Below are 11,444 nucleotides of genomic sequence, written 5' to 3' on the forward strand. Positions count from 1 at the left end.
ATAGCGATGCGGTATAACGCGTCTTATCCGGGATAAAAAGTGAGTGCGTCGGTTACTTGTGATTGGCGTGCTTACTTTTAAGGTTGGAAATTCCCTGGCGATAACGCTGCTCCAGCGTTTCGCGGCTGACGGCGGTTACGTCGAGATCGCGTAACATGCCATCGTGGATACCGTAAGCCCAGCCGTGGATAGTCACTTTCTGCCCGCGTTTCCACGCTGACTGCATGATAGTTGAATGACCAAGGTTGTAGACTTGCTCCATCACATTCAGTTCACACAAAGTATCAAGGCGACGCTCTTCCGGCATTTCGCCAAGCAGCGAGCTGTGCTTAAACCAGATATCACGAATATGCAGCAGCCAGTTATCGATAAGGCCGAGCTCGGTATTTTCAATCGCTGACTGCACGCCGCCGCAGCCATAGTGACCGCAGATGATAATATGCTCGACTTCCAGTACGTCAACGGCATACTGCACAACGGAAAGACAGTTCAGGTCGGTGTGAATCACCAGGTTTGCGACGTTACGGTGCACGAAAAGTTCGCCAGGCTCCAGGCCGGTCAAGCGCTCAGCGGGGACGCGGCTATCAGAACATCCAATCCACAGAAAGCGCGGCTTCTGCGCTTGCGCCAGTTTTTCAAAAAAACCGGGGTCTTCCTCCACCAGCATTTTTGACCATAGTGCATTATTGCTGATGAGTGTATCTATATCGTTCATGGATGTTTACGGGCCTGTAACCAAGTAAGTGCGTTGCGCTAATATAGGTTAACCTCACATTTTTTAAAACAACCCATCGCGTGTCACGACGTGAGAAGAGACATTTAATGACCATTGCTCTGGAACTAAAACAGCTCAAGAAAACCTACCCCGGCGGGGTTCAGGCGCTGCGTGGAATCGATCTGCAAGTTGAAGCGGGCGACTTTTATGCGCTCCTCGGGCCAAACGGTGCGGGTAAATCGACCACTATCGGTATTATAAGTTCGCTGGTGAATAAAACCTCCGGCGAGGTCAACGTGTTTGGCTATGATCTGCAAAAAGATGTGGTGAATGCCAAGCGCCAGCTCGGCCTGGTGCCGCAGGAGTTCAACTTTAACCCCTTTGAAACCGTACAACAGATTGTGGTGAATCAGGCGGGTTACTATGGCGTTGAGCGCAAAGAAGCGATTATTCGTAGCGAAAAATACCTTAAACAGCTCGATCTTTGGGGAAAGCGCAATGAACGTGCGCGGATGCTCTCCGGTGGGATGAAGCGCCGCCTGATGATTGCGCGCGCGTTAATGCATGAGCCAAAATTGCTGATCCTCGATGAGCCGACCGCAGGGGTGGATATTGAACTCCGTCGTTCGATGTGGGGGTTCCTGAAAGATTTAAACGATAAAGGCACCACGATTATCCTGACTACCCACTATCTGGAAGAGGCCGAAATGCTATGCCGCAATATCGGCATTATTCAGAGCGGCGAGCTGGTGGAAAATACCTCGATGAAAGAGCTGCTTTCCAAGCTGAAATCAGAAACCTTTATTCTCGATCTGGCGCCGAAAAGCCCGTTACCGGTGCTGGAAGGTTACCAGTATCGCCTGGTGGATACGTCAACGCTGGAAGTGGAAGTGCTGCGTGAGCAGGGAATTAATAGCGTGTTTAGCCAACTGAGCGCGCAGGGAGTACAGGTTTTAAGTATGCGTAACAAAGCTAACCGTCTTGAAGAGCTGTTTGTCACGCTGGTACATGACCGGAAAGGAGAGTCAGCATGATGCAGCTTTATTGGGTTGCGCTGAAAAGCATCTGGACCAAAGAGATCCACCGTTTTATGCGTATCTGGATCCAGACTCTGGTCCCGCCAGTGATTACCATGACGCTCTATTTTGTCATTTTCGGCAACCTTATCGGCTCGCGCATCGGTGAAATGCACGGTTTTACCTATATGCAGTTTATCGTGCCGGGCCTGATCATGATGGCGGTGATCACCAACGCCTATGCCAACGTGGCCTCATCTTTCTTCAGCGCGAAATTTCAGCGTAATATAGAAGAGCTGCTGGTAGCGCCGGTCCCCACGCACGTGGTGATTGTCGGGTATGTCGGTGGTGGGGTTGCACGCGGCCTGTTCGTAGGGATTCTGGTGACGGCAATTTCGTTATTTTTTGTCCCGTTCCAGGTTCACTCCTGGCTGTTCGTCGCCCTGACGCTGATACTGACCGCGATACTGTTTTCGCTGGCGGGCCTGCTGAATGCGGTGTTTGCCAAAACCTTTGATGATATCAGCCTGATTCCTACCTTTGTTCTGACGCCGCTAACCTACCTCGGTGGGGTGTTTTATTCTCTGACCCTGCTGCCGCCGTTCTGGCAGGCGCTGTCGCACCTGAATCCGATTGTTTATATGATCAGCGGTTTCCGCTACGGTTTCCTGGGGATTAACGATGTTCCGCTTGTCACCACTTTCGGCGTGCTGGTGGTATTTATTACCGCGTTTTATCTGCTGTGTTGGTATTTGATCCAACGCGGGTGCGGCCTGCGTAGCTAAGTTATCCATCAATAGCGCTTCGTCGCCGATCAAGCGAAGCGCTATCCAGTAATCTTTGATTGCCATCACCTATATTTATCACTTCACCTGCTAAATTGTTTGCCTGCTAAGGAGGTAGGCGATGTTAGGTTGGGTGATTACCTGTCATGACGAGCTGGCGCAGGAGATGCTGGATCGTCTGGAGAAAAAGTTTGGGCCGATGGCGCAATGTCGGGCGGTAAACTATTGGCGTAATCTCAGCAGTAATATGCTGAGCCGCATGATGTGCAACGCGATGCATGAGGTGGACAGCGGTGAGGGCGTCATTTTTCTGACCGATAAAACCGGAGCGGCACCTTATCGCGTAGCCTCGCTGATGAGCCATAAACATACCCATTGCGAAGTGATTTCCGGGATTAGCTATCCATTACTGGAGAGTATGTATCTTTTGCGTCAGACGCTGAGCAGCGAAGCTTTCCGTAATACGATAGTCAGCACCGGAGGTCCCGCGGTGAGCAGCCTCTGGCATCAGCAGCAAAAAAATCCGCCTTTTCGACTGCTGCATGAGCCGTACGGGAATTAAGCATTGGTATTGATACCGCTTTTGTTACAATAACGGCAGGTTTGTCTATCGGCTTGATGCGCATGTTTGCCCGAATTTTCGTTTTGCTCCTCCTCCTGATGTCTCTCAGCGCTTCCGCCAGTCTGTTAAGCCAGCAGGGAGTGCCTGCGCATTATATGCAGACCACCGAAGATGCCGATATTTGGGCGCAAGTGGGTAATCAGGTCGTCAGCGTGGGTAACGTGCGGGCAGGGCAAATTCTCGCGGTAGTGCCAACGGCGGCGGATTACTATGAGTTCAATTTTGGTTTTGGCACCGGTTTTATTGATAAGGGCCATCTGGAGTCGGTACAGGGCAAGCAGCGGGTTGAGGATAACCTGGGCGACCTGAATAAGCCGCTGAGTAATCAAAATCTCATTACCTGGAAAGATACGCCGGTTTATGACGCGCCTTCCGTCGGCAGCGCCCCGTTCGGCACGCTGACGAGTAATCTGCGCTATCCCATTATCAGCAAGCTCAAAGACCGGCTTAATCAAACCTGGTTTCAAATCCGCATTGGCAATCGTCTGGCGTGGGTGAGCAGTCTGGATGCGCAGGAAGATAACGGTATTCCGATTCTGACTTATCACCATATTCTGCGTGATGAAGAAAATACCCGCTTTCGCCACACCTCAACCACCACTTCCGTCCGCGCCTTCAGCAATCAGATGACCTGGCTTCGTGACCAGGGTTATACGACTCTGAGTATGTATCAACTGGAAGGCTATCTGCGCAATAAAGTGAATCTTCCTGCACGCTCGGTAGTCATCACCTTTGATGATGGTCTGAAGTCGGTCAATCGCTATGCGTATCCGATTCTTAAGCAGTATGGCTTTCACGCCACGGCCTTTATTATCTCGTCGCGCATTAAGCGCCATCCGCAGAAATGGGCACCGAAATCTCTGCAGTTTATGAGTATTTCCGAACTCAAGCAGATTCAGGACGTCTTCGACGTGCAGTCGCATACCCATTTTCTGCATCGGGTTGATGCTTACCGTCATCCTATTTTGCTAAGCCGCAGCTACCACAATATTTTGTTTGATTTTGAGCGTTCGCGGCGGGATCTGGCGCAGTTTAATCCGCACGTGTTGTACCTTTCATATCCCTTTGGCGGCTACAACGCGACGGCGGTCCAGGCGGCGAACGATGCCGGCTTTCATCTGGCGGTGACGACGGTAAGAGGGAAGGTAAAACCGGGAGATAACCCGTTCTTATTGAAAAGACTCTATATTTTAAGAACAGATTCGCTGGAAACGATGTCGCGGCTGATTAGCAATCAGCCGCAGGGGTAATATCACGCAACCTGTACAGGAATCGCTTTGGCCTGGCGTTTCATTTCGTTGTCGCCTTCAAAATAGGCCACTTTCGGCTGCCAGGTGCGGGCTTCTGCATCTGGCATCATAACGAAGCTGGCGATAATTAAAATGTCGCCGACGTTTGCACAGTGCGCAGCTGCACCGTTAACGGAAATAATTCTGGAACCGCGCTCTGCGGCGATGGCGTAGGTGGAGAAACGATTACCGTTGGTGACATTCCACAGGTGAATAGCTTCATTCTCCAGAATACCGGATGCATCAAGAAAATCCTGATCAATAGCGCAGGAGCCTTCGTAGTGCAGGTCGGCCTGCGTGACTTTAACGCGGTGTAGTTTGCCCTGCAGCATATTACGAATCATAACGTTTTACCTTTGAAGCTTAACGATAACGAAGCGGATGTAACATCCGCTTTGAGGAAATTCCAGGCAGTATTGCCTTATTTTTAACCGATGTCTACTGTGCGAGCACGACGCTTTGATTGTCGATCAAACGCGCCTGGCCGAGCCATGCCGCCATCAGAATCACCGCGCGCTGACTGTTTTCCGTGAGTTCAAGCAGCGTATCCGCATCGCGAATTTGAATATCGTCGGCGCGGAAGCCTTTCTCGTTCAGTTCCTGGGCGGCAATGGCGATAACTTCGTCCAGATTGCGTTCACCAGCCACCAGCTTCTCCGCCACGCGACTCATCACCTTATACAGCCCCGGTGCAATTTTACGCTGATCGGCAGTGAGATAACCGTTGCGCGAGCTGAGGGCCAGACCATCTTTGGCACGCATAATTGGCACGCCAATAATTTCGATGTCGTAGCCCATATCGGCCACCATCTTGCGAATCAATGCCAACTGCTGGAAATCTTTCTCGCCAAAGCAGGCGACATCCGGCTGCACGAGGTTAAACAGCTTGCTGACGATAGTGGAGACGCCGCGGAAGTGGCCCGGACGGCTGGCGCCTTCAAGCATCGTTGACAGACCCGGCACATCAACGTAAGTCTGACTTTCGGTACCCTGTGGGTAGATTTCCGCCGTAGCTGGAGCAAAGACAAAATCGACTTTGCGTTTGTTTAGTTTCTCACAATCGTCCTGCAGCGTGCGCGGATAGCGCGCCAGATCCTCGGGGCGGTCAAACTGCATCGGGTTGACGAAGATACTGACCACCACGATATCTGCGCTGGCTTTCGCTGCATCAACCAGCTTCATATGACCATCGTGCAGGTTGCCCATGGTGGGAACCAGCGCGATGCGTTTACCTTCCTGACGTAAACGGCGGATATGCTGGCGCAGCAGCGGCAGGGTTTCAATAATCAGCACAACAACACTCCTTAATGGAAACTGTGTTCTTCGCCCGGATAGACGCCGGACTCCACTTCGGCAACATACTGACGCACTGCGGCGCGCATGTCGCCTGCCGTGCTAAGGAAATTTTTAGCGAATTTGGGAATATGGCCGCCGGTAATACCGAAGGCGTCATGCATCACGAGGATCTGCCCGTCGGTGACGTTGCCTGCGCCAATGCCGATCACCGGAATAGTTAAGGCTTCGGTAACGCGTTTTGCCAGCTCAACCGGCACGCACTCCAGCACCAGCAACTGCGCGCCAGCCGCTTCTAACGCCAGCGCATCATCAAGCAGAATTTGCCCGGCGTCGCCGCGGCCCTGAATTTTATAACCGCCGAAGACGTTCACCGACTGAGGGGTCAGGCCCAGATGTCCGCACACCGGTACCGCGCGTTCGGCAAGCATTTTTACGGTATCCGCCAGCCACGCACCGCCTTCGATTTTGACCATATTGGCCCCCGCGCGCATCACGATGGCAGCGTTCTCGAAGGTTTGTTCTGGCGTGGCATAAGCCATAAACGGCAGGTCGGCGAGCAGCAGGCAGTTCGGCGCACCGCGACGCACGGCGCGAGTGTGGTAGGCAATGTCTTCTACGGTGACCGGTAGAGTGGAGTCGTGGCCCTGTACCGTCATGCCCAGCGAGTCGCCGACCAGCAGCACGTTGATGCCTTCGTCGGCAAACAGTTTGGCAAAGCTGTAGTCGTAGGCGGTGATGGTGGCGAAGCGCTTCTTCTCTTGCTTACATTTTTGCAGCAGGGAGATAGTGGTCGGTTTCATAACGTTTCCTGATGATGAAAGTCATATTAATCGGCATTCTAACAGCAGCATTCAGGGGGGCAATGGTTTTGGGCAATCGATTACCACGATCGCCGTAATTGCTAAAATACGAAAGGATATTACCAGATGGCGGGTTTATCTGCGGCGAGGTTCGCCAGCACAGTACGTAATGCTATCCCGTCAGGGAAAAACAGCTCCGGGGCGACTTCAAACAGCGGCCACAGCATAAAACCGCGGTTTTTCATATCGTAGTGCGGTATGGTCAGGCGCGGAGTATTTATCACTTCATCGCCAAATAGCATGATGTCGAGATCCAGCGTGCGCGGTCCCCAGCGTTCCGCTTTACGCGTGCGGCCCTGCTGCAGTTCGATGCGCTGAGTGTGATCAAGCAGCTTTTCAGGCGCGAGCGAAGTTTCCAGCGCCACGGCGGCGTTGAGGTAATCAGGCTGATCCTGCGGCCCCAGCGGCGGTGTGCGATAGAAAGAAGAAACGCTTATCACCCGGCTGTCAGGAATTTCATCCAGCGCGCTAACGGCAGCGTTCACCTGTTCCAGAGGAGAGGCCAGATTGCTGCCGATGGCGATATAGACTAACGTCATGCGCTGCCTTCGCGGCGCGGCGCGCGCTTGCGTGGACGACGGTGACGGCGGCGCGGGGCCGGATCGTCGCCCAGATCGTCAAGCATATCTTTCTGATCTGGCGGCATGGCCACCTGGAACTCGCCCCACCATTTGGTCAGACGCAGAAGCTCGCCGTTATTCTCCGCACCCGCGCGCAGTTCGAGAAGATCGTAGGCGGCGCGGAATTTCGGATGCTCCATCAGCTTCCACGCGCGTTTGCCCTGACGGCGAGACATCCGCAGCTGAAGCTGCCAGATGTCGCGCACCAGCGTGGTAATGCGCTTAGGGATTGCCAGCGTGCGGCAGGCTTCATCCAGCACGTCGTTCATCGCCAGCGCGAAGGCGTCGTGGTAGGCCAGACCGCTCTCCTGGGCAATTTTTTGCGCCATCTCAAGCAGCGGATACCAGAACATCACCGCGAACAGGAACGCCGGATTAACGCGCATATCGTTACGGATGCGGTTATCGGTATTCTTCAGCACTTGGCTGATAATGCGCTCCATCGGGCTATCACCGCGCTCGGTAAAGTAGCGGGTGATGGTTGGGAACAGCGGCTGGAATAGATTGTATTCGCGCAGCAGCATGTAGGTTTGATAGCCATCACCCGCTTGCAGCAGCTTCAGGACTTCTTCAAACAGACGCGCCGGAGGTACGTCGTGCAGCAGCGTCGCCAGGCGTGGGATTGGCTCGGCGGTCTCTTCGCTGATGCTCATATTGAGCTTCGCTGCAAAACGCACCGCGCGCAGCATGCGCACTGGATCTTCGCGATAGCGGGTTTCCGGATCGCCAATCAGACGGATAACGCCATCCTGCAGATCCTTCATGCCGCCGACGTAGTCGCGCACGGTGAAATCAGCGACGCTGTAATAAAGGCTGTTGATGGTGAAGTCGCGGCGTTGGGCATCTTCTTCGATTGAACCGAAGATGTTGTCGCGCAGCAGCATGCCATTCTGGCCAAGCTGCGAGGTGACGCGATCGGTGGTATGCCCTTCGTGATGACCACGGAAGGTGGCGACTTCAATAATTTCTGGCCCGAACATCACGTGCGCCAGGCGGAAGCGACGCCCGACCAGACGGCAGTTGCGGAACAGCTTGCGTACCTGCTCCGGAGTTGCATTGGTCGTGACATCGAAATCTTTCGGCTTTTTGCCCAGCAGCAGGTCGCGTACGCCGCCGCCGACAAGCCACGATTCGTAGCCCGCCTTATTGAGTCTGTACATGACCTTGAGGGCATTTTCACTGATATCTTTGCGGGAAATTGCATGCTGATCACGCGGGATAACCGTCATATGTCGTTGTTCGACGGCGGCTTCTGCCTCGCGCTCTTCACGGCTTAGCACCTTACGGCAAAAATTAGCGACTCGGGTAAAAATGGTACACCTCGTAGTGTCAGACGGACTTCAGGACAAAAAAATAGCGGCTAATCATAGCTCAGCAGAACGCATTTGAGAATGCTGGATTTTCTCCGGCTGCCAGTTCACTACCGCATGCTTGAGTAAATCGTCAATATTCAGCTCTCGCCATTCCTGAATGACATCCTGGTTAAGAAACGTTAACGCTCGCACAATTTCCGGGCGTGGATCGCCTTGCGATAGCGCTGGAGCATGATTTTGCTTCGACAGTTTATTTCCCTGAGCATTTAGCGCCAGAGGTAGATGAATATAGTCCGGCGGCTGCCAGCCAAAATGCTGATACAACGAAATCTGCCGCACCGTGGGTTCAATCAGATCGGCACCGCGGACAATTTCGCTGATGCCCTGGAAATGATCGTCCACCACGACCGCAAGATTATAAGCGAACAGCCCATCGCGACGATGAATAATGAAATCTTCCCGAGCCAGCGGCTCATCCGCAACGAGAGTACCGCGCAGTCGATCGTAAAACTCGAGAACCGGCCGCGTTTGCCGCAGGCGCAGGGCTGCGTTTTGCGCACCGAGCTGTAAATCCCGGCAGTGGCCGTCGTAAAGACCGCCGACGGCATGAATGCGCGCGCGGGTACAGGTGCAGTAATAGCAGAGTCCCTGCTCGTGCAGCCAGGCCAGACGCTCACGATAGGCTTCGTGACGCTGCGATTGCCAAAGCACTTCACCGTCCCATTGCAGGCCGTAATGTTCTAATTGACGCAGAATAGTTGCGGCGGCGCCGGGGACTTCACGCGGCGGATCGATATCTTCAATGCGCACGCGCCAGATACCGCCCTGCGCCCGAGCTTGCAGATAGCTGCCAAGCGCGGCAATCAGTGAGCCGAAGTGGAGTTCGCCAGAAGGTGAGGGGGCAAAGCGCCCAATATAGTGTGAGTCTTTCATGATGTGACTGATAAAGCATCAAGGCGGGAGCGAACTCCCGCCGGAGATACACCAGCGAAGTGGATTAGCCTGCCATCTGTTTTTCGCGAATTTCCGCCAGCGTTTTGCAATCAATGCACAGGTCAGCGGTCGGACGCGCTTCCAGACGACGGATGCCAATCTCGACGCCACAGGATTCACAGTAGCCGAAATCTTCGTCTTCGACTTTTTTCAGGGTTTTTTCGATCTTTTTGATCAGTTTACGTTCACGATCGCGGTTACGCAGCTCCAGGCTGAACTCTTCTTCCTGGGCGGCACGGTCTACCGGGTCCGGGAAGTTGGCAGCTTCATCCTGCATGTGCGACACGGTGCGATCCACTTCATCCCTAAGTTGATTACGCCACGCTTCAAGAATGCGCCTGAAGTGCGCCAACTGGGCTTCGTTCATGTACTCTTCGCCCGGTTTTACTTGGTACGGCTCCACCCCTGCGATGGAGAGAATACTCAGGGACGATGTTTTACGGTTTTGCCCTTCTTGCATGTTGCTTCTCCTTAACACGCACTATCGATCCCCGTGTAGGGGGAAAAATCAGGCCGCTATAAATAGCAGATGCTTTTCCGGATAGCAATTATCTAAACGTTACACTTGACAACCCTGTGAGGAAAAGCGTATTTGCGCTCGCGACCAGAATACTATTTAGCCGTTTATTTACCGGGGGTTAACACCACGGTAATCGGCTTATTCAGAGTCATTGTTTCGGTAGAAAGTTCCGCCTTGTATGCGAGAATTTCTACCCCCTTGGTTTGCGCCTCAATCAATAGCTGTGCGTATCTGGCATCAATATGATGCGCGGGTGAGAAACGGTCGATCGCCGAATGCAGTACGGCGAACAAAATTACCGCCCGATCGCCCGCCGCCGCTACGCTCATCAGCTCCCGCAGGTGCTTCTGACCGCGCTCGGTGACCGCATCGGGGAAGTAACCGTATTCTTTCTCCGCCAACGTAACCGATTTCACTTCAATATAGCAGTTTTGTTGGTAATCTGCCTGTAACAGAATATCAATGCGGCTACTTTCAGAACCATACTTCACTTCACTTTTCAGCGTGTTATAACCCAAAAGTTCAGGAATGTTTCCTGCCAGAATCGCCTCTTTCGCCAACGTATTAGCGCGTAGAGTATTAACACAAATTATTGCGCCTTGTACGGTTTCAGTTAATTCCCAAGTGTGCGCATATTTGCGCTTAGGATTATCCGATGTGGAATACCAGACGGTATCGCCCGGCGCGGCGCAACCGGTCATTGCGCCGGTGTTGGGGCAGTGCAGGGTTAGCTCACGGCCATCGGGGGTGACAACATCGGCAAGAAACCGTTTGTAACGTTTAATTAAGATGGCGGACTGTAGCGGGGGAGTGAACTGCATCAGCTTTCCTTGTCGAAAGGGTAACGTTCCAGAGCGGTGTAGCGGGTGCGCCCGCGGCTAAAGCTGGACTCGTAGAGGACAAATTCGTTGACCGCAAACGCCCAGTTGAAGCCGGGCGGCGGAATAGGCACCGCATGGCGCGCATCACGCAGCAGGGTGATATGCGGATGAAACGGCTGCGGGCTTTGATAGCAGCCGCTGCGGGCCGCCTGAGCGCGCAGCATATTCGCCAACTGTAGCACCCCGCGCGGCGGCTGGCGGGTGCCCAGCCACACGACGCGTGAACGCAGCCATTGTCCGGCGTCATCAAGCGTTAAAGTAAAGCCCGGCTGGCGAATACGCCCGGCCATCGCTGACAGTGCGCGCTGTTTCTCCGTGCTCACCTCGCCGAGAAACGCCAGCGTCAGATGGAGATTATCCGCCGCCACCGGTCGACCTGCATCGTCGGGAAAGCTGGCGGCGCGCCAGTGAACAATTTGCCGCTGAACCTCTTTAGGCAGCTCAAGGGCGAAAAACAGCCTTTTCGGTTCGGACATGATAGAGACTCGGTAATGAATTATCAGGATGCTACAATGCTTGCCCTCAAATGTTAAC

At 53.6% G+C, this 11,444-nt stretch carries 14 protein-coding genes; 4 read left to right on the plus strand and 10 right to left on the minus strand.

What is annotated here, in order from left to right; genetic code table 11:
• Positions 1–52: 52 nt before the first annotated feature.
• The gene (can, locus tag HV127_RS12460) at positions 53–715 is read right to left on the minus strand and encodes a carbonate dehydratase (RefSeq protein ID WP_110272520.1); all 663 of its coding nucleotides are present in this window, start codon (positions 713–715) and stop codon (positions 53–55) included.
• Positions 716–822: 107 nt separating this feature from the next.
• On the opposite strand from can, the gene HV127_RS12465 reads away from it, so the two are divergent.
• The 4 genes from HV127_RS12465 (at position 823) to HV127_RS12480 (ending at position 4,388) form a co-directional block, all read left to right on the plus strand.
• Entirely contained in the window at positions 823–1,749 is a 927-nt protein-coding gene (locus tag HV127_RS12465) for an ABC transporter ATP-binding protein (protein WP_181483545.1), read from the plus strand.
• Complete coding sequence (locus HV127_RS12470; RefSeq protein WP_182236378.1) at positions 1,746–2,516, plus strand: ABC transporter permease; 771 nt, start codon at positions 1,746–1,748, stop codon at positions 2,514–2,516. The genes HV127_RS12465 and HV127_RS12470 overlap by 4 nt, the downstream gene beginning before the upstream one ends.
• 121 nt (positions 2,517–2,637) lie before the next feature.
• Positions 2,638–3,078 (plus strand): PTS sugar transporter subunit IIA, encoded by a 441-nt coding sequence (locus HV127_RS12475; protein ID WP_182236381.1) that lies wholly within the window; start codon positions 2,638–2,640, stop codon positions 3,076–3,078.
• Between the two features lie 56 nt (positions 3,079–3,134).
• On the plus strand, positions 3,135–4,388 hold the full coding sequence (locus HV127_RS12480) for a polysaccharide deacetylase family protein (RefSeq protein WP_182236383.1): 1,254 nt from the start codon (positions 3,135–3,137) through the stop codon (positions 4,386–4,388).
• 2 nt (positions 4,389–4,390) lie between these two features.
• Here HV127_RS12480 and panD read toward each other — a convergent pair whose 3' ends face one another.
• The 9 genes from panD to thpR all read right to left on the minus strand — a co-directional run bounded on the left by panD (position 4,391) and on the right by thpR (position 11,386).
• Positions 4,391–4,771 (minus strand): aspartate 1-decarboxylase, encoded by a 381-nt coding sequence (panD, locus tag HV127_RS12485; protein ID WP_182236385.1) that lies wholly within the window; start codon positions 4,769–4,771, stop codon positions 4,391–4,393.
• 94 nt (positions 4,772–4,865) lie between these two features.
• The gene (gene panC, locus HV127_RS12490; RefSeq protein ID WP_182236387.1) at positions 4,866–5,720 is read right to left on the minus strand and encodes a pantoate--beta-alanine ligase; all 855 of its coding nucleotides are present in this window, start codon (positions 5,718–5,720) and stop codon (positions 4,866–4,868) included.
• A gap of 11 nt (positions 5,721–5,731) precedes the next feature.
• Entirely contained in the window at positions 5,732–6,523 is a 792-nt protein-coding gene (gene panB, locus HV127_RS12495) for a 3-methyl-2-oxobutanoate hydroxymethyltransferase (protein WP_182236389.1), read from the minus strand.
• A gap of 119 nt (positions 6,524–6,642) precedes the next feature.
• On the minus strand, positions 6,643–7,122 hold the full coding sequence (gene folK, locus HV127_RS12500; RefSeq protein WP_182236391.1) for a 2-amino-4-hydroxy-6-hydroxymethyldihydropteridine diphosphokinase: 480 nt from the start codon (positions 7,120–7,122) through the stop codon (positions 6,643–6,645).
• On the minus strand, positions 7,119–8,516 hold the full coding sequence (gene pcnB / locus HV127_RS12505; protein ID WP_182240643.1) for a polynucleotide adenylyltransferase PcnB: 1,398 nt from the start codon (positions 8,514–8,516) through the stop codon (positions 7,119–7,121). The genes folK and pcnB overlap by 4 nt, the downstream gene beginning before the upstream one ends.
• Positions 8,517–8,567: 51 nt before the next feature.
• On the minus strand, positions 8,568–9,449 hold the full coding sequence (gene gluQRS, locus HV127_RS12510; protein WP_182236393.1) for a tRNA glutamyl-Q(34) synthetase GluQRS: 882 nt from the start codon (positions 9,447–9,449) through the stop codon (positions 8,568–8,570).
• A 64-nt stretch (positions 9,450–9,513) separates the two neighbouring features.
• Positions 9,514–9,969, minus strand: a complete 456-nt coding sequence (gene dksA, locus HV127_RS12515) for an RNA polymerase-binding protein DksA (RefSeq protein ID WP_110272509.1) — start codon at positions 9,967–9,969, stop codon at positions 9,514–9,516.
• Between the two features lie 164 nt (positions 9,970–10,133).
• Complete coding sequence (gene sfsA, locus HV127_RS12520) at positions 10,134–10,850, minus strand: DNA/RNA nuclease SfsA (protein WP_110272508.1); 717 nt, start codon at positions 10,848–10,850, stop codon at positions 10,134–10,136.
• Entirely contained in the window at positions 10,850–11,386 is a 537-nt protein-coding gene (thpR, locus tag HV127_RS12525; RefSeq protein ID WP_139537010.1) for an RNA 2',3'-cyclic phosphodiesterase, read from the minus strand. Before thpR ends, sfsA begins: the two co-directional genes overlap by 1 nt.
• Positions 11,387–11,444 lie beyond the last annotated feature (58 nt).

The sequence above is a fragment of the Klebsiella sp. RHBSTW-00215 genome, from assembly GCF_014103785.1.
Lineage (GTDB): Bacteria > Pseudomonadota > Gammaproteobacteria > Enterobacterales > Enterobacteriaceae > Klebsiella.

Bases quoted from the DNA above. Each gene is read 5' to 3' on its own strand.
- can (WP_110272520.1), bottom strand. From the start codon at position 715: ATGAACGATATAGATACACTCATCAGCAATAATGCACTATGGTCAAAA.
- HV127_RS12465 (WP_181483545.1), top strand. From the start codon at position 823: ATGACCATTGCTCTGGAACTAAAACAGCTCAAGAAAACCTACCCCGGC.
- HV127_RS12470 (WP_182236378.1), top strand. From the start codon at position 1,746: ATGATGCAGCTTTATTGGGTTGCGCTGAAAAGCATCTGGACCAAAGAG.
- HV127_RS12475 (WP_182236381.1), top strand. From the start codon at position 2,638: ATGTTAGGTTGGGTGATTACCTGTCATGACGAGCTGGCGCAGGAGATG.
- HV127_RS12480 (WP_182236383.1), top strand. From the start codon at position 3,135: ATGCGCATGTTTGCCCGAATTTTCGTTTTGCTCCTCCTCCTGATGTCT.
- panD (WP_182236385.1), bottom strand. From the start codon at position 4,771: ATGATTCGTAATATGCTGCAGGGCAAACTACACCGCGTTAAAGTCACG.
- panB (WP_182236389.1), bottom strand. From the start codon at position 6,523: ATGAAACCGACCACTATCTCCCTGCTGCAAAAATGTAAGCAAGAGAAG.
- folK (WP_182236391.1), bottom strand. From the start codon at position 7,122: ATGACGTTAGTCTATATCGCCATCGGCAGCAATCTGGCCTCTCCTCTG.
- gluQRS (WP_182236393.1), bottom strand. From the start codon at position 9,449: ATGAAAGACTCACACTATATTGGGCGCTTTGCCCCCTCACCTTCTGGC.
- dksA (WP_110272509.1), bottom strand. From the start codon at position 9,969: ATGCAAGAAGGGCAAAACCGTAAAACATCGTCCCTGAGTATTCTCTCC.
- sfsA (WP_110272508.1), bottom strand. From the start codon at position 10,850: ATGCAGTTCACTCCCCCGCTACAGTCCGCCATCTTAATTAAACGTTAC.
- thpR (WP_139537010.1), bottom strand. From the start codon at position 11,386: ATGTCCGAACCGAAAAGGCTGTTTTTCGCCCTTGAGCTGCCTAAAGAG.